This is a genomic window from Niallia sp. FSL R7-0271 (assembly GCF_038005785.1).
Taxonomy (GTDB): Bacteria; Bacillota; Bacilli; order Bacillales; family Cytobacillaceae; genus Niallia.
The window spans coordinates 1,845,605-1,863,934 of the sequence record NZ_JBBOTZ010000001.1; the positions used below are offsets into that span (position 1 = coordinate 1,845,605).

Below are 18,330 nucleotides of genomic sequence, written 5' to 3' on the forward strand. Positions count from 1 at the left end.
TTAAAATGGTATGGGAGGATCTATTTTGTATAACTCCATTCTAGTCATTATCAGTATTATTTTAATTTATATGGCCAGCTACACTTCTTTTGATTTATTTCAGCTTGTTAAAGCCTCTGAAAAGAACAGCCGCTTTTTATTTTTAGCTAGCACCTTCTCTCTTGGCTTTGGGTTTTGGGTAATGAGTTTTGTTGCATTAATGGCCGATAATATATACGCAACTTCGAGCTACGATATTCCCATTGCCACCTTATCCATGCTGATCGGAATTTGCTTTGCCGGAATGGCGTTTTATTCTATGCTGGATAAGGAGAATAATAAGCATCGGATATATGTAAGCAGCTTGTTTTTCAGTTTTTCCATGCTGGCAGTATTCATATTAGGGCTTTATTCAATCGGTAATTCGGTGCAAGCTGAGAATATGCCTGCTCTATTTTTCAGCTTTCTGTTGCTGTTCAGCGGTTTTTCCTTTTCCGTGAAGCTGTCTTTTTATCCTGCTAAAAAGACAAGAATAGCTAAAGGCATCGTTAGACCGTTATGCAGCTTCATCATTACAGGTGTATGTTTTTTAAGTCATTTCATTCTTTTGCACAGCATGACACCGATTGAATATGAACCGAGCCACTATGATGACAGCTTTATTGTTTATGTCGTTTTATTTATTACTATATTAATCTTGGGCGGCCTTATTGGGACTAGTACATTGATAAGGGAGAAGCTTGCTGTCAATGATATAAATGTTCGCGATATGCAGTATGCGCTGGATGAGTCCTCGATTGTCGCCTTTACAGACAAAAATGGGATGATTACATATGTGAATGATAAATTTGTGGAAATATCGAAATACAGCCGTTCTGAATTAATTGGCCAAAATCACCGCATAATTAATTCCGGCTATCATTCGCCAGAGTTTTTTAAACAATTGTGGAAGACTATCAGTTCAGGGAATATATGGAAAGGTGAAATCCGCAATAAAGCAAAGGATGGTAGCTTCTACTGGGTGGATACGGTTATTGTTCCTTTCGTTAACAAAAAAGGAGAACCATATCAGTATGTTTCCATAAGAAGAGACATTACAGATCAGAAGCAAGACCAAATAAAGATGCAGGAAATGGTGCAAGAGGTGAGCGATATAAAGTTTGCCCTCGACCAGTCAAGCATTATTGCGTTTACAGATAAGCAAGGAGTCATCACCAATGTAAATGATAAGTTTTGCCGGATTTCAGGTTATTCGGAAGAAGAGTTGATCGGTCAGACACATCGAATCGTTAATTCCGGCTATCATTCGGCCGCCTTTTTTCAAGACTTATGGCATTCTATTGCCAACGGAGAGGTGTGGAAGGGAGAGATTCGCAACAAAGCGAAGAACGGATCGTACTATTGGGTAGATACCACTATTATTCCTTTCTTGGACAGTCAGAACAAACCATATAAATATTTAGCCATTAGAAATGATATAACGGAAAGAAAACGAACAGAAGAAATACTGCACAGACAGGACAAACTAGCGGCAGTTGGTCAGCTTGCTGCAGGTATAGCCCATGAAATTCGCAATCCGCTCACCTCTATAAAAGGATATACAGAATTCTTGAGTATGGATGAAACAGAAACAGACAGGCAGGAATTGTTTTCCATTGTATTAGAAGAGATTGAACGGGTTAATTCCATTGTCGAAGAGTTTATGCTCTTGTCCAAGCCGACTTCTGCCAGCCTGGAGAAGAAGGAAATCATACCAATCATCGCAAATGTTCTTTCCATATTAGACTACCAGTTAAGAAAGAGCAAAGTGCAAGTAGACTTTACTTTTGATGACAGTGAGGCTCGTCTAGAATGTGATGAAAACAAGCTAAAGCAAGTCTTTCTTAATTTTATTAAAAATGCAGTAGAAGCAATGCCGAGTGGAGGCAGCTTAAAAATAGCAGTGAAAACTACTGCCAAGAGTATTGATGTGCTGCTTCAAGATACGGGGATTGGGATGGACAAGGACCAGCTTCAAAAACTGGGAGAGCCGTTTTTCACTACAAAAAAAGAAGGAACAGGGTTAGGATTATTGGTGAGTTTTAAGATTATTGAGAACTTTAAAGGGAAAGTATATATAGAAAGTGAAAAAAACAAAGGAACATCTTTCCATATAACTTTTCCGAAAGCAGGAAATGATATAGGTTAAAAGACTTAGTTATTTCCAATATAGTCCTAAAATACTAAGAGCAAGGATATAACAATACGTACTATTCTGACAATTAGACTTTTAACTGTTAAAGGTTTGTCATATTAGTAACGGAATTGCTATCTCCTTGTTCTTTTTATTTGCGCTTTTCATGTTAAGATAATACCCGTTAGCTTGTTTAAGCTAGTTAGGAGGTAAAGATAAATGAAAAAACTATTATCATTTATTGCATGCGCAACAATTGCCACTTCCATAGGGACAGAAGCGAAGGCGGCAGAAGTCACTGTAAAAAAAGGAGACACACTTTGGAGCATTTCCCAAGACTATAATGTTTCCACAGGTGACATTAAAGATTGGAATGACCTTGATTCTGACATAATTAAAGTTAACGATACATTAGATCTCCAAGTGGAGAAAAAATATAAAGTCAAATCTGGCGACACTCTTTGGAGCATCGCAAGGGAAAATGACAATTCAGTAGAGGATTTAATGGAGTGGAATGATCTATCTTCAGAAAAAATCTATGCTGGTGAAAAAATAATCGTCGATAACGGAATCGACAAAAAAGATTCCGGTAAGAAGGAAAAAACAAAAGAGTCAGCTGCAAAAACAGTTAATAAGGATGATTCAGGAAATGCCGAGACATTGACTGTTTCTGCAACTGCCTACACAGCAGATTGTAAAGGCTGCTCTGGTGTTACTGCGACAGGGATTGATTTGAATGAAAATCCAAATCAAAAGGTCATCGCAGTTGATCCGAAAGTTATTCCGCTAGGCTCTACCGTTTATGTGGAAGGTTACGGTAAGGCTATTGCTGGAGATACAGGCGGAGCTATTAAAGGGAATAAAATAGACTTGTTTATGTCTTCAGAGAAGCAAGCACTGAAATGGGGAAGACAGCAAGTCGAGGTTAAAATCATTGATTAATCATGTCAGAGATGAAGGATAGCATTTTGCTATCCTTTTTTTTTGCTTTCTTATTTATTTTCCTTATCATTCGCCTTCACAAAAAATTGGTGTACAGGCATAACAAGTGATTTCATATTGTCCTCTAGCTTAGTTGCTAGAAATTGAATTCTTTCAAAAACGATGCCTTTAAGCTGATCCATTTGTCTTGTTAGTTTACCGACTTTCGCATCTGTATCTTCCATTTTCTCTAGGATTGTTTGCTGGAAAACCTCTTGAAGGTCTAATTTTTCTTCGATTTTTTGCTGCGTTTCTTCATTCGCACTTATTTTTGCTGTTAAGGAGTCAGAGCTCTGCTTAAATGTTTCTAATGTTTTAGTAAGTGTATGAAGCGCAGTTTCTTGGATGGTGAACTGATCGAGTATGGCTGTATGAACGAGCTGCTCTTCAATGAGCTTTTGTTCGGTGTCTGCAGCCAATCTTTCTGTTTGCTGGGTGGTCTGGAGAATCGTTTTTATGTCATCTTGGTTTCGTTTTGCTTCTTCAAGAATATCTTTAGACAAAGCTTCCTGCACAAAAAGTAATTCCTCCAAATGCTGTATTTTTTCTCCTTGCGCATTGCTGTTTCTATTTCCTTGAAGTAAAAGCTCCTCTAATTGCAATGCAAGCTGCTCGTTTTTTATCTGCTGGTTTGCTAAAACAGATTGCAGATAGTTATGATGATATACCGATTGGCACGTATCTGCGGTTATATTTGTCTCTGGCAAATACACAGATGTATTTCGATTATCATATTCAGGCAATTTACTTCCTCCTTTTTTATCTATTCCTTACAGCTTATGTGCTTCTTTGCAAAAAGGTTGCTATTGCTAAACAGCACTCTATCCGAGATAAAATTTAACATTTCTCGAGATTGTCCGATAAAAATATGTATTAATATTTTTGGAGGTTACTTATGTCATTAAAAAACAAAATGATTGGCATTACGAGCTTAATCATTATTGTGCTCATAGCAGCATCAAGTCTTGTGCAATTTGTGGAAACAAACCGCATGAAAAAGGATACAAAGGCAGTAATGGAAGAATTGGATGCCAACTCAACAAAAGATGTGGAAGAAAAGCTAACAGAATTATCAACGCAAATTTCACAGCATGTAGTAGTTTTAGAGGAGCAGTTAGACCAAGCAATGGCAAATGCTGCTTATACGCTTCAACAAATAGATGCGCAAAAAAATATCTCTAATCAAGATTTAAGGGAGATAGCAGAACAAACAGGGATGAATGATTTCTTAATTACGAATGAAAAAGGGGTTTTTACTTATTCAACAGATAAAGCATCCATTGGCTTTGATTTGCTTGCCATTGATCCAACCGTTAAGGGACTTCTGTCAGGTGAACTTAAAATCATGGAAGGTCCGCTGACAATAAAAAAAGAAAGTGGTGAGATCTTTAAATTTACCTCTATTCCAAGACTAGATGGAAAGGGGATAGTAGAGGTCGGTCAAAATGCCGAAGTTTTTGAAGAGTCTCTTTCTAAATTTATTCAAGATGGAAACGGTGTTCAGTCACTGTACTTAATTAGCAGCAGTGGTATTGTTTTGACGGAAACCTTGAGAGAAGGACAAGAGCAAGTGTTTGAAAAGGGTTCAACGATTAAGGATGAAACAATTCAATCAGTTATAGATTCAAAAAAACCGGCCTTATCCATAAAAGATGGAAAAGCTGAAACATATTATCCAGTTATCGTTAATGATGAAGCGAGATATGTGCTAATGGCGCAAGTGGATACAGCCTCTTATTTTGAGAATGCAAATATCGCAAGTGCGGCTTTGACGGATGTTCAAGACAGCTTGACAAAAACGAATATGACTTCCCTTATTTTGTCACTAATCCTGTCAATTGGCTTGATTGCCGCATTGGTTTATATTATTAGAAAAAGCTTACAGCCATTGGATCATATTAGATTGCATGCTCAAAAAATAGCAGAAGGCGACCTGCAAAGTGATGATGTGATTACGAACTCTAAGGACGAAATTGGCGAACTTGCCGCTTCCTTTCGTGTAATGACCGACAACCTTAGGGAGGTTATCCAAAAGGTGAGAATCAGCTCAGAACAAGTCGCAGCCTCAGCTGAAGAGCTGACAGCAGGCACAGAAGAAATGAATGCCGCATCAGAGCATATTTCAACAACTGTCCATGAAGTGAGTGCAGCAATGGATAACCAAGTTGTTGAATTGACAAAAACAGATCAGTCTGTAGCTAATATGCTTAATTATGTACAGAAAATTTCAGTCAGCTCTGATGGAGTTGCAAAACGGTCTGTGGATGCATCTGCAAAGGCAGCAGACGGAAACAAAGCAATTGATACTGTTGAAGCCCAGATGGATACGATTAACACTAGTGTTAGAGAGACATCAAAGGTTATTAAAGAGCTTGGCAGCTATTCAAGTGAAATTGGAGAGATATCGAAAGTTATTACTGGCATTGCTGACCAAACGAATCTTCTTGCCTTAAATGCAGCGATTGAAGCAGCAAGAGCTGGAGAACAGGGTAAAGGCTTTGCGGTTGTGGCAGAAGAAGTCCGCCAATTGGCAGAGCAATCCTCTGAATCAGCAGGCAAGATAAGTAATCTTATCGGCAGAATCCAAACAGAAACAATAAAAGCAGTTGAATCGATGAATAATGCGACTGCAGAGGTGGATGGCGGTATTAAAGTAGTCCATCAAACAGGAGAAATATTTGGTGAAATAAAATCTGCGGTAGATGAAGTCAGTGGTCAAATTACGCATGTTTCTCATTCTGTTAAAGAATTGAACAATGGCATGGAACAAATGGTTCTAGCAATCAATCTTGTCAAACAAATGGCAGAGCAAACAGATCAAGGAACACAGAATGTTTCGGCAGCTACAGAAGAACAAATTGCATCCATGCAGGAAATTTCTGCATCTGCACTCTCTTTAAGTAAAATGGCGGAAGAATTAATGACATTAATTAGCAGATTTAAGCTGTAAATAACAACAAAGCCCTCGAGCGTACTCGAGGGCTTTGTTTAGGAAATAATCAGATTTTTCGTAAGAAAATGAGAGAAAAGAGGGAGATATAAGATTTATTTTCACTAAAAAAACTTATGTAAATAATAAATAAGCATTTTGTTAACTGGAAATTAATAAAAGAATGGAGAAGGCATTTTTAATTAGCAATAGAAGGAAAAAAGAAGGGGAGAGCAAAGTTGATAAGAAGAGCAAATTATTTGCCCCTCTTGTTTTGCTCGTTTTACATGAATGGAGGGATGCCTTTACTAAATTCAGAGATAATAGTAGTGATGGACTGTATGTCTTGATCATCTATGTTAAATGCCGTCTTCACCTTGTTCTCAAGCTCCTTGCTGACATTTCTTTTACCTACTTCCACAAGTGCAATTAACGCAAAGCTGCAATTGACAACCTTAGCAAAGTCTCTCTGTGTCATCTCATAGTTTTTTCGAATAAATTTAATAATTTCTTTGTTCATTTCGTTCACCTCGGTTTTACAAGCAAATACATCTGAACCTGGACATAAATCACCCCAGATTCTAAACATTTCTTCTCAACTATCTATATATCGGATAGATTGCTACATTCATAATAAAAAAACTAAAGAAATTATTCAACAGGTATTTCGCATCTGTAAATAAAATATCTTCATTTTGGTCTTATCTTAAAGAAAAATTAATAATAATTGTGTAAATTTATTCTAATCATGTATAATTTACTTGGTTGAAAATTACAGTTAAATAGTAAAAACAGACAGAGGGTGTAAATTTGCTAGTTTTGTATTTCATTTCCGCTTATCTACTCGGAAATCTTTTATTTGGTGTCATCATTGGGAGAATTCTGTCAGGGACAGATATACGTTCAGAAGGCAGCCAAAATGCTGGGGCAAGGAATGCTGGCAGGCTGTATGGTAAAAAAGCATTTGTACTTACGTTTTTAGGAGATGCCTTAAAAGGTGCGGCTGTTATTATAACAGGAAAATTACTTGGTTACTCGACTGCAGTGTTGCTTGCCGGCTTGCTGTTTGTTTGTATCGGGCATATTAAGCCGCTTGTTTTTCGGTTTAAAGGCGGAAAAGGAATCTCCACATTAATCGGCGGACTAATCGCGATTCATTGGCTGTTTGTCCCGATCATCATTGTCAGCTTCTTTGTTTTTTATCTTCTATACCGAGGTTTTACTGTACCAGGTTTGCTGAGTTTAACTGTTTGTGCCTTCGCTTTTTTCTTAATGGAAAAGGACGTTTGGTCAGGCTGCCTTGCTCTGCTGCTGGTAGCTGTGATTATACTCGCCCATCGTGTCAGCTGGAGGGAGTTTCTAGTTAGAAAAACTAAATAATAAGCTTATATTTCTTGGAGAGGTGTATTTTAATGGCGAAAAAAACTTCCTATTTATTCAAAATTGCTTCACATCCACAGGAATTCGAACAGATTTTTCGGTTAAATCATGAAACCTTTGCTGAGGAAATTCCCCAGCATGACAGAAATGAGCAAGGAGTGCTAATTGATTCTTTTCATGACCAAAATACATATATCATTGCCTTAAAGGATCATCAAGTAATTGGCATGATTTCTCTGGCAGATAAGCGGCCTTTTTCCTTAGATAAAAAGCTGGGAGATATTGGTGTTTACTTGTCTGACATAGTGAATGTAAATAAGCTTTGCGAAATCAGGCTGCTCTCTATTAGGAAGGAGTACCGGAAAACAAAGGTTTTCGTTGGCTTATTGCGCCTGCTTCACCATGTCTTTATCGAGAAAGGCTACGATGGAGCTGTTATTAGCGGCATTCTCCGTGAGGAAAAACTGTATAAGCATATCGGGTTTATTCCGTTTGCCCATCAAGTTGGCAGTCATGGAGCAATCTATCAGCCTATGTATCTGTTAAAGGAAAGAATTTTGCTTTCAGAAAAAGTCTTGCCGGCAACGGTTTCTTTTTTGCCAGGCCCTGTTTTAGTAACAGACAATGTCCTTGATGCGTTTTGTCGCCAAGGTTTCTCCCATCGTGACAACTTATTTATGGAGATGATGGAACGAGTGCAGACAAGGCTGACAGATCTTACGAAAGCTAAATATGTTCAAGTAATGCTCGGAACAGGAACGCTCGCAAACGACGCTGTCGCCGCCCAGCTGTCTCTATTAAACGGTAAAGGGCTAATCTTAAGCAACGGAGAATTTGGAGAGCGTTTGGCGCAAAGGGCAGCAAGATTCCAGCTTCATTGCCAAGTTTTAAAGAAAGAGTGGGGCGAGCCGTTCTCAGAGGAGGAATTGAGAACAGCACTCAATGGAGGAGTGGAATGGATATGGTATGTTCATTGTGAAACCTCTACGGGCACTGTCATTCCGATTGAACATATAACCAAGTTAATAGGTGACAAGCCGATTAAACAGGCAGTAGACTGTATCAGCACGATAGGAGCACTGCCAGTCAGCCTTAAAAATGTATATTTAGCAACAGCTGTGAGTGGGAAAGGAATTGAATCAGTCTCAGGATTAGCTCTCGTATTTCATAATCATGCTGTTAAGCCGAATGAACAGCTTCCACCGTATTTAGATTTAGGACTGTACCATTCCCATAACAGTGTCCCATATACCCATTCTTCCCCATTGCTTGCTGCATTAGAGCAAGCGCTCACAAAAGATTTCACAAAAAAGTTTAGCGATGTTGCCGACTGGTTTGCATACACATATAAAAGACTGACAGATGCTAAGTTTTATGTGTTGCCGGCAGCAAATTTGCACTGTTCCCCAATCCTGACAGTATGTCTTGATCCCGCTCTTTCCTCTGTTATGATTGGTGATTGGATGAAAAAGCAAGGTTTTCATCTCCATTATCAAAGCAGCTACTTGCAAGAGAGAAACTGGATTCAAATATCAATGTTAGCAAATGTGTCAATTGAAAATACCGAGGCAATGCTGCAAATATTTTTTAGCATTTGTTCTTATCTGCAACAATTACTAGACGACAACAGAGAAGCGCTGGCAAACTGATTTTTTACAATATATTAGCAGGTTAAATAGTTGTGCAATTTAGCTAATTCTAAATATTTTTATTATATAAATTCAACAATGACATTTTTTATGGAGAAAGATAATATTTTTTAATAACAAATGATGTTATATTTATTAACATGAGGGCGGTTATAAGCCCTCTTTCTTTAAATAGTTAAAGTTGTTTCTATCCCAGAATAGCCACCCATTTAGGAGGTTAACATGATGTCTTCAGATGAGTATGCTGTTATACACGCTGTTGCAGCTAGTTGCTCTGGCGGTTTTTTAACGACAATCATTGATGTAACAGGTTCTGCATACCGCAGAGAAGGAACGATGATGTTCTTTTCAGAGGATAACTGGGAAATGGGTTTGTTGAGCGGCGGCTGCGTCGAGCAAGATATTTTAGCAAGAATGGAAATCGAGGAGCATGATAGAAGATCATCCTTTTCCCTTATATATGATTTGCGTTCAGAGGATGATTTATCTTGGGGACAGGGCGCAGGCTGCGACGGCAGCATAACTGTATTGATGGAATATGTGAGCAGTGAGCTTAAGAATAATCTCACCTTGGTGAGGCAATGGCTCGAAAATGGCGATACAGTAGAGCATATTAAGGTGCTTGATGATGATTTAAACGTCATTTCAAGTGTGTTTATCAGTGAAACAGGAGAGAATGCTGGCAATTTTGACACTCATTTTGTGCACTCTGTTCCAGTGAATAAGCTGTATGCTGACGAAAAGACAGGCAGATATTATTTTCGCCAAACCTTCTTACCACAGCCAAGATTGATTATATATGGTGCAGGAGCTGATGCACGGCCAGTTTGTGAAATAGCCAAACAGGCAGGTTTCCAAGTAATTGTTGCTGATTGGCGCCAAAGCTATTGCACAAAAGAGCATTTCCCCCATGCTGACCTGCTCGTTAATGGCAATCCTTTGTCTGTGCTGGAGGAAGTTCATGTTAGAAGCAGCGATTTTATTGTTATCATGACACATAACTTTACGAAGGATAAAGAGCTGATGAACTATTTACTTGGTGGAGAGTATGCTTTTGTCGGTATGCTCGGCTCGAAAAAACGAGCAGATCGGCTGTTGGGCAATAAAGGCAAACCAGACTGGTTTTATTCTCCTGTGGGGCTGAGCATAAATGCAGACGGTCCTGAACAAATAGCAATCAGCATTGCAGCACAATTAATTGCAGTCAAAAACAGCAATACGGAAAGCTCGAAAGTGGTGAAAAGTTGAAGGTAATTTACCTCGCTGCTGGGCAAAGCAAAAGGATGGGCTGCAAAAAAATGGCACTTCACTTTGGAGGAGAAGCGCTGGGAATGAGGGCGTTAAAAACAATCCTTCATAATCCAAAAACCTATGTGTATGTTGTCGTGCATCCACAAGATAACTTAGATTGGATTTCTGCAGATGTGCAGCAACAGCTATCAGCTGGAAGAGGGGAATTAGTTGTCTCTGAAAAAGCCCATTTAGGGCAATCCTGCTCCTTAATTGCAGGCGTAAAAAAAGCAGAAGAGCATAAGGCAGACAAAGTGCTGATTTGCTTGGCAGATCAGCCTTTCATCCCTAAATCTATGCTGCAAACCTTGCTGTGCCAGTCATTGGAGAAAGACGAAAAATATATTGCTTGCTTAAATAACGGAGTCATTAAACCGCCTGTAGTGTTATCCTCTTTATTGTTTGATCGAATTTATGAATTGACTGGAGACACAGGAGCAAGAACTATTCTAAAAGACTCAAGTTTAAAAGGGAAGTTGCTTGAATTTATTGATGATGACTTTTTCGCAGATATCGATACAATGGCTGACTATCGAAATTATTGCCGTGTTTTAGAAGATAGGGGGGCAGATGATGAAAAATTCACTACAAAATGATGATACAGCTGTTGATGCACCTGCGGGCTTAGGAGAGGTTTTTTCATTAAGACAGGAAGGTTCTATGTTTATTGCCGGAGGCACTCTTTTACAATTGAACTGGGAAGCTGGTCAGCCAAAACCACATCATTTGATCAGCTCCCACCGGTTAGAAAGCTTACAAGGTATAGAAGAAGAAGCAAACTTTTTGCGAATCGGTGCATCAGCTTTATTGTCTGATTGTATCCTTGACTCAAATATTCAGAAAAGAGCGAAAATTTTAGCGGAGGCCTGTACAAAAATTGCTGCACCTGCTGTTCGGAACAGGGGTACATTAGGCGGAAATATTTGCAGCAGAGTAGGAGATTCTATCCCTGCTTTACTTGTTTTAGATGCACAGCTGCATTTTTTTAATGGCGTTTCAACGTATGTTGTTCCATTATCACAATGGATTAAAGCTGGTCCGCTAACAGAGCCTGATTTGCTGGTTTCGGTAAATATCCCGCTATCCACCGAAAGCCGGAGCATATCCTTCTTTCAGAAGATAGGACGCAGAGAAAGCTTCACTGCTGCCATTATTTCTTCAGCAGGCAGGATAGAGATGGAAAATGGCGTCATTACAGATGCAAAAATGGCCATCGGCGGCGGTGCTCACCAGCCGCAAAGACTGTCAGACGCGGAAAGCTATGTACTGCAGAAAAGCTTAAAAACGATGGAGTGGCAAGTGTTACGCTCTATGATTGAACATGGCTTCCATTCTTATTCTGACCCTTTTGTTACAGACAGCTACAGAAGAAAAGCGGCTGCCAATATTATTGTTGCCAATCTTTATAACCTGCTAAATTCGGAGTATGTAAAGGAGGATGAAGGATGCGATTGACTAGAGCAGGCTCTCAAAACAGGTGGAAGGCAAGAAGAGATGGGATTCAAAAAGTAACGGGTGAATTGAAGTATCTTTCGGATATGTCCTTCCCGAACATGCTTTATGGAACTGTGCTCCGCAGTGAATATGCCTTTGCAAAAATAAACAGTATTGATACTTCAGAGGCTGAAAAACTTCCAGGTGTTAGTGCGGTTCTGACATCAAAAGATATTCCTGGCTTAAATGGCTTTGGCATTGTTATTCAAGACCAGCCTGTTTTTTGTGAGGATACAGTCAGATATGTGGGAGATGCCATTGCTGCAGTTGCTGCAGAAACACAGGAAATTGCCGAAAAGGCGGCAGCGCTTATTAAGGTCGAATACACTCCTTTGCAGCCCATTACAGATCCGGAAGTCAGCCTGTTAGCAAAAACGCCTAAGCTCCATGAAAATGGCAATCTTCTGCATAATGCCTTTTACAAACAAGGAGCTGATGTAGAAGAAGCGTTTGCAAACTGTGCTTGTATCGTGGAAGAGGTCTACTATACACCAAGGCAAATGCATGCATATATGGAAACAGAAGGTGGAGTTGCTGTTCCTCATGAAGATGGCTTAACGATATATGCTCCAACCCAGCATGGCTTTAAAGATCAGCTGCAGCTATCCAGAATACTAAATATGCCAGAGAGCGATATAAGAGTCATTTCAAGTCCGATTGGCGGATCTTTTGGCGGAAAAGATGAATTAAATATCCAGCCCTTTATTTGTTTGCTTGCAAGAGCAACTGGAAAACCAGTTAAAATCCATCAATCGAGAAGAACGTCTGTTAAAGCAGGCCTAAAAAGACATCCGATGAAAATAACCATGAAAACTGGCGCAGATAAGGATGGCAACCTGCTTGCACATAAGGTGAGGATATTGGCTGATACTGGTGCATATGCCACATTGGGACCTGCTGTACTTGACTTTGCTGTTGAGCATAGTACCGGACCTTATAGGATAAAGCATGTTGAGGTAGAAGGCTATTCTGTGTACACAAATAACGGTGTTGCTGGAGAATTTAGAGGTTTTGGCGGTAATCAAGTCACCTTTGCACTAGAAAGCCAAATCGAAAAGCTGGCTGAGATGTTAAACATAAGCAGCACAGCACTGCGCCGTAAGAATTTGCGGAAAACAGCAGATCCTGGGCCAGTGAATCAGCAAATCGTTCCAACCGCCGGAGCGGAGCAAGTATTAGATGAAATACTGAAATCACCGATTCTTCAAGACAAACCTCCTAACAATGAAAGTCAGCCATTTATTTTAAAAGGGAAAGGCTACAGCATAACCATGCATGGTGGAGGGCTTGGTTATGGCCGCTCCGATCCTTCAGGAGCTAGATTGTCCTTAAATGAAAAAGGTAAATTAGAGATTTCGTTTGGTTTTGAAGAATGTGGTCAAGGTCTGCTGTCAACGATTGAAATGATTATGACAGAGTCTTTTGCTTGTTCTGCAGATGATGTTGAAATAACAATCGGCGATACTGCAAAAGTACCTCACTCCGGTTCTTCGACTGCCTCTAGGGCTACAAATATGGTTTGGACCGGTATCAACAAAATGAAAGGTTCGTGGTGTGATAAGGTTAATTCTTTTGTTTCCCAACAGTCAGGAGTGCCCCTTGAAGTCTTAAAGACGGGACATGGAGGGATCTGGGAATATCAAGAAAATGGTAACTCAGCCCTCGTTATGACTTATAAAGAAGTAGCAGACAAAATTTCCGAGCTCCCAGTTGTTACGGCAAGCTATCACTTTCCGACAACTCCAGAAAGCATCGATGGCGGACATTTTTTATATTCCTTTGCTGGAGCAGCTGCAGAAGTAGAAATAGATGCACTGACAGGAAGAGTCTATGTCAGTAAACTCGATCATGCCATTGCTGCCGGACCTGTCGTCAACCCGATGGGCTACTTAGGGCAGATTGAAGGTGGCGGGAGTATGGCACTCGGCTTTACATTGATGGAAGATGCCGTTATGGATAATGGCAGGTATATGACGGAAAACTTTGATTCTTACTTAATTCCAACCATTCTGGATATCCCCAAATCCACGAATGTGTCAGCTATCGAAGAGTTAGAGGACGGCGACGAGTATGGACCGCGCGGCGTTGGGGAAATTGGGACAGTAGCAGTAGCTCCTGCTATTGTTGCTGCCATTCATGATGCTACAGGCCACTGGGTTAACAAGCTGCCTATCTGTCCAGAAGAGATTATGGAGTTTGCCTTTACAAAAATCAGCAAAAATGATCAAAACGGATGGTTAGGAGGGGACAAAGGATGAAGGAGCAGCTGCAAGCTGGAAAGACAATCCGCTTTAATGTGAATGGCAGCTCAGTAGATTTATCTGTCCCTGCCACTTATAGATTAGTAGATATCCTTCGCGAGGAATTAAACCTGACAGGCACAAAAATATCTTGTGAAGTCGGCAGATGCGGAGCATGTTCCGTTATCTTGAACGGAAAGCTTGTCAATTCCTGTTTAGTCATGGCTTACCAGCTGGAAGATGCAGTGGTGCAGACAATTGAGAGTGTTAGTGCAGATGCATTACATCCGATCCAGGAAGCCTTTTTGCAAGGAGGCGCCTTGCAATGCGGATATTGCACACCAGGGATGATTATGGCACTAAAGGGCTTATTGGAACGTGAAAGCCAGCCGACGAAAGAAGAAGTTCTGCAAGGACTTTCAGGGAACTTGTGCAGATGCACAGGATACGAAGGGATATTACGGGCGGTGGACATCTTGGCAAATAAAGCAGAGTAACTAGCATAGTAAGGAAGGGTCGATTTAAATGTATACAATAGCAGCAATAAATGCGATGTCAAAAAATGAGTTTATTGAAAAAATAGGCTGGGTTTTTGAACACAGTCCGTGGGTCGCAGACAGAACTTGGGAAAGACAGTCAACTTTTGAGTCCCTGCAAACATTGCACCACGAAATGGTCAAAGTCGTTAGAGAAGCGGCAAGAGAAGAGCAGCTAGATTTAATTCGGGCCCATCCTGATTTAGGAGGAAAAATAAAGATGACACAGTCCTCGGTGAATGAACAAAAGGGGGCAGGACTAGATACGTTATCGAAAGTGGAATATGAAAGCTTTCTCCAATTAAATAACGAATATCGCACTAAATTTCATTTCCCATTCATTCTGGCAGTGAAAGGACATACGAAGGATTCTATTTACGAGGCGATGAAAGGGCGTATCCATCATACAATGGAGGAAGAGTTCGAAACAGCATTATCTGAAATATTCACTATCACTTTTTTTAGACTGGAAGGAGTCGTCCAAAAAGTGCTCGAAGCTTAATTGATAGAAAGGAGATTGTGAAATGAAGACAGGAATAACGACACATGTATTGGACCTGGTAAAGGGAGTGCCAGCAAGTAATATCCTTGTAGAACTGTGGAAATACAGCGGAGCGAATCAATCTGAGCTCATATCCAGCGGTTATACAAACGATGATGGCAGAGTCGAAACGCCGCTTTTGACGGAGCTTGTGCATGGAGAATATGAACTAGTTTTTTATGTAGAGGATTACTTTAAAAACGGAGAGATGCAAAACGTGTTTTTTCGAAGAATACCGATACGGTTTTTAGTGGCTGAAGGAGAGTCCCATTACCATGTGCCACTTCTTTTATCGGCATGGGGTTATCAGACATACCGAGGCAGTTAACGGTTTTTAATAAAGGAGGCAAGCGAATGGGTCAATATGATGTCGTCATAAAGGGTGGAATAATCGTATTAGAGACAGGTGAGATTCAAGCGGATATTGCCATTAAGGATGGTAAAATCGCAAATATCGCCACTGATATTGATATCGACAACGATGCTCAAATAATTTCCGCTTCTGGTTTGCATGTGTTTCCAGGTCTGATAGACACACATGTTCATTTCAATGAACCAGGACGAACAGAGTGGGAGGGGTTTGCAACAGGCAGTAAAAGCTTGGCAGCAGGAGGAGTGACGACATTTTTTGATATGCCATTAAACAGTCATCCACCTACTGTCAATAAATATGGATTCGAAGCAAAGGACATGTTGGCAAACGAAAAATCATTAGTTGATTATAAACTTTGGGGCGGACTTGTTCCGCAAAATCTTAGTGAGCTAGAAGAGCTGCATGCTTGCGGTGTCATTGGCTTTAAGGCATTTATGTCAAACAGCGGCATTGAAGATTTCGAAGCAGCAGATGACAAGACCTTATTTGCTGGTATGAAAAAGATAGCAGCCCTTGACAGTATTCTTGCTGTTCATGCTGAAAGTGATGTTATTACAGAAGAGCTAAGCAAGGTGCTCGGAGCAGAGGATGGCGGGGCATTTTCTGCATCAAGACCAATCTATTCTGAATTAGAAGCAGTAAATCGCATTCTTTCTTATGCTGAAGCTACAAATTGCAAAGTTCATATTGTACATATTAGCAGCAGTGAGGTGCTGCAGCCGATATTAGCTGCCAGAAGAAAAGGGATTAACGTATCTGTTGAGACATGCCCTCATTATTTATCATTGACTGTCGATGATTTGAATCAGCTAGGCGCTGTTGCCAAATGTGCGCCGCCATTACGAAATAACCAAGAAATAGAGGGGCTGTGGAAGGCGATTGAGGAAGGAGCAATTGATATAATCGGCTCCGACCATTCCCCATCTTTAGTGGAGATGAAGCAAGGAAGTCTTAAAGAGGCATGGGGAGGCATTTCTGGCTGTCAGTCGACATTGTCTATTCTGCTGGAGGAAGGCTATTGGAAACGAGGTATACCGCTCTCCGTGATTGCGAGGATAACAAGCACCAACCCTGCAAAGCGGTTTGGATTATATCCTAATAAAGGGAATATAACAGTTGGCAGTGCTGCAGACCTTTGTTTAGTTAATATAAGTGAGAAATATACATTAACAAAAGAAGATCTTTATTATCGAAATACTCAAAGTCCTTATATTGGAAAAACATTTCGTGGAAAGGTGAAGCAGACAATGCTAAGAGGAAGAACTGTTTTTCAAGATAAGTGAATGGTTAAGAAACACTTTTGAAGACTTCTATTTGATTGATTTGAAAGCAACTAAACTAATTAAATCGCTATCCTCCAAAGAGTGCCGATAAGCACTCTTTTTTATTTTTCTTCTAATCGGAAAAACCGAACTATATTTATATAACTTTATAAAATGTTCGTTATTTTTATAAAAAAACCTTGAAATTGATAGGTGAAGTACGTTATTATGCTCAATAAAGGAACGAACAATAGAGGGGGTTGTTTATATGTTCGGTGCAATAAATTCCAAACATACGAAAAAGATAATGCTTCTAGGAGCAGGAGAGTTAGGAAAAGAAGTGATTATTGAGGCACAGAGACTAGGAATTAACACGATTGCTGTTGACCGCTATGCAAATGCACCAGCAATGCAGGTAGCACATAAATCGTATGTGGTCGATATGCTTGATGGCCAAGCACTTAAAGAAATCATTATCAGAGAAAGGCCTGATTTCATTGTGCCTGAGATTGAAGCCATTGCAACTGAAATGCTCGTTGAATTAGAAGGAGAAGGCTTTAATATTATTCCGACTGCAAATGCTGTCCATTTGACGATGGACCGGGAAGGAATTAGACGACTTGCAAGTGAGAAACTGAATTTGCCAACAGCGAAGTATGAATTTGCAGACAGTTTAGCAGAATTGCAGAATGCCGTTGTTACTATCGGTGTACCGTGTGTAATTAAGCCGATAATGAGTTCATCTGGTAAAGGGCAAAGCATCTGCCGCAGTCTTGATGATGTAAAGAAATCATGGGAAGAAGCGGTAGAGGGAGGCAGAGGGAAAAAAACACGAGTAATTGTAGAGGAATTCATCTCCTTTAATTCAGAAATAACATTGTTAACGGTCCGCTCTATCAGTGGCACGCACTTTTGTCCGCCGATTGGTCATATCCAAAAGGATGGGGATTATATCGAGTCATGGCAGCCTCATCAGATGACCGCCGAACAGCTTGAACAGTCAGAGCAAATTGCCGCGCAAATAACAGACGCTTTAGGAGGCTACGGACTTTTTGGTGTAGAGCTTTTCCTAACAGATAATGGTGTGTATTTCAGTGAAGTGTCGCCAAGACCTCATGACACTGGAATGGTAACATTAGCAACACAGGATTTATCAGAATTTGCCTTGCACATCCGTGCTGTATTGGGCTTGCCTATACCGCAAATCAGGCTGAACTCGCCTGGTGCAAGTAAGACTTTAAAGGCATCACGAGAAAGTGCGGATTATGAAATCCATGGCGTTCAAGAAGCATTAGCATCTAAAGACAGCCAGATCCGCATTTTTGGAAAACCGAATGCAGTTGTCGGCAGACGCTTAGCTGTTCTTTTGCAAAGAGGAGAAACAGCAGAAGCAGCACTTGCTGATGCAAGAGAGGCTCACGCTAAGCTGTCGATTACTTATGGGAAGTCCGAACAATAGATTTTATTTAAGCCCAGAAAAACTAGACTAAGAAGCAAGGGAGA

Annotated in this window: 16 protein-coding genes; 14 read left to right on the forward strand and 2 right to left on the reverse strand. The window is 40.2% G+C overall.

What is annotated here, in order from left to right; translation table 11 throughout:
- Positions 1-25: 25 nt before the first annotated feature.
- Together MKX82_RS09510 and MKX82_RS09515 are read left to right on the forward strand one after the other, a co-directional pair.
- Entirely contained in the window at positions 26-2,167 is a 2,142-nt protein-coding gene (locus MKX82_RS09510; protein WP_341076691.1) for a PAS domain S-box protein, read from the forward strand.
- A gap of 204 nt (positions 2,168-2,371) precedes the next feature.
- Complete coding sequence (locus tag MKX82_RS09515; RefSeq protein WP_233313949.1) at positions 2,372-3,094, forward strand: LysM peptidoglycan-binding and 3D domain-containing protein; 723 nt, start codon at positions 2,372-2,374, stop codon at positions 3,092-3,094.
- Between the two features lie 50 nt (positions 3,095-3,144).
- On the opposite strand, the gene MKX82_RS09520 is transcribed toward MKX82_RS09515, so the two are convergent.
- Positions 3,145-3,876 (reverse strand): hypothetical protein, encoded by a 732-nt coding sequence (locus MKX82_RS09520; RefSeq protein WP_233313948.1) that lies wholly within the window; start codon positions 3,874-3,876, stop codon positions 3,145-3,147.
- A 152-nt stretch (positions 3,877-4,028) separates the two neighbouring features.
- Here MKX82_RS09520 and MKX82_RS09525 point away from each other — a divergent pair, with 152 nt between their 5' ends.
- On the forward strand, positions 4,029-6,083 hold the full coding sequence (locus MKX82_RS09525) for a methyl-accepting chemotaxis protein (protein WP_341076695.1): 2,055 nt from the start codon (positions 4,029-4,031) through the stop codon (positions 6,081-6,083).
- A gap of 262 nt (positions 6,084-6,345) precedes the next feature.
- On the opposite strand, the gene MKX82_RS09530 is transcribed toward MKX82_RS09525, so the two are convergent.
- Positions 6,346-6,582 carry a helix-turn-helix transcriptional regulator gene (locus tag MKX82_RS09530; protein WP_233313946.1) on the reverse strand — a complete coding sequence of 79 codons (237 nt, stop codon included), beginning with the start codon at positions 6,580-6,582 and terminating at the stop codon, positions 6,346-6,348.
- 290 nt (positions 6,583-6,872) lie between these two features.
- On the opposite strand from MKX82_RS09530, the gene MKX82_RS09535 reads away from it, so the two are divergent.
- The 11 genes from MKX82_RS09535 to purT all read left to right on the forward strand — a co-directional run bounded on the left by MKX82_RS09535 (position 6,873) and on the right by purT (position 18,286).
- The gene (locus MKX82_RS09535) at positions 6,873-7,442 is read left to right on the forward strand and encodes a glycerol-3-phosphate acyltransferase (RefSeq protein ID WP_341076698.1); all 570 of its coding nucleotides are present in this window, start codon (positions 6,873-6,875) and stop codon (positions 7,440-7,442) included.
- Between the two features lie 32 nt (positions 7,443-7,474).
- The gene (locus MKX82_RS09540) at positions 7,475-9,091 is read left to right on the forward strand and encodes an aminotransferase class V-fold PLP-dependent enzyme (RefSeq protein WP_341076701.1); all 1,617 of its coding nucleotides are present in this window, start codon (positions 7,475-7,477) and stop codon (positions 9,089-9,091) included.
- A gap of 222 nt (positions 9,092-9,313) precedes the next feature.
- Positions 9,314-10,339 carry an XdhC family protein gene (locus tag MKX82_RS09545; RefSeq protein WP_233313943.1) on the forward strand — a complete coding sequence of 342 codons (1,026 nt, stop codon included), beginning with the start codon at positions 9,314-9,316 and terminating at the stop codon, positions 10,337-10,339.
- Positions 10,336-10,977 (forward strand): NTP transferase domain-containing protein, encoded by a 642-nt coding sequence (locus MKX82_RS09550; protein WP_251646217.1) that lies wholly within the window; start codon positions 10,336-10,338, stop codon positions 10,975-10,977. Before MKX82_RS09545 ends, MKX82_RS09550 begins: the two co-directional genes overlap by 4 nt.
- Positions 10,952-11,836, forward strand: coding sequence for an FAD binding domain-containing protein (locus MKX82_RS09555; protein WP_341076708.1), 885 nt, complete (start codon positions 10,952-10,954; stop codon positions 11,834-11,836). Before MKX82_RS09550 ends, MKX82_RS09555 begins: the two co-directional genes overlap by 26 nt.
- The gene (pucD, locus tag MKX82_RS09560) at positions 11,827-14,133 is read left to right on the forward strand and encodes a xanthine dehydrogenase subunit D (RefSeq protein WP_341076710.1); all 2,307 of its coding nucleotides are present in this window, start codon (positions 11,827-11,829) and stop codon (positions 14,131-14,133) included. The genes MKX82_RS09555 and pucD overlap by 10 nt, the downstream gene beginning before the upstream one ends.
- Positions 14,130-14,612 (forward strand): (2Fe-2S)-binding protein, encoded by a 483-nt coding sequence (locus MKX82_RS09565; protein WP_341076712.1) that lies wholly within the window; start codon positions 14,130-14,132, stop codon positions 14,610-14,612. The genes pucD and MKX82_RS09565 overlap by 4 nt, the downstream gene beginning before the upstream one ends.
- A gap of 28 nt (positions 14,613-14,640) precedes the next feature.
- On the forward strand, positions 14,641-15,153 hold the full coding sequence (gene uraD / locus MKX82_RS09570) for a 2-oxo-4-hydroxy-4-carboxy-5-ureidoimidazoline decarboxylase (RefSeq protein ID WP_233313938.1): 513 nt from the start codon (positions 14,641-14,643) through the stop codon (positions 15,151-15,153).
- Between the two features lie 22 nt (positions 15,154-15,175).
- Entirely contained in the window at positions 15,176-15,520 is a 345-nt protein-coding gene (uraH, locus tag MKX82_RS09575; protein ID WP_233313937.1) for a hydroxyisourate hydrolase, read from the forward strand.
- 26 nt (positions 15,521-15,546) lie between these two features.
- Positions 15,547-16,848, forward strand: coding sequence for an allantoinase (locus tag MKX82_RS09580; RefSeq protein WP_341076714.1), 1,302 nt, complete (start codon positions 15,547-15,549; stop codon positions 16,846-16,848).
- Positions 16,849-17,095: 247 nt separating this feature from the next.
- The gene (gene purT / locus MKX82_RS09585; RefSeq protein WP_233313935.1) at positions 17,096-18,286 is read left to right on the forward strand and encodes a formate-dependent phosphoribosylglycinamide formyltransferase; all 1,191 of its coding nucleotides are present in this window, start codon (positions 17,096-17,098) and stop codon (positions 18,284-18,286) included.
- Positions 18,287-18,330 lie beyond the last annotated feature (44 nt).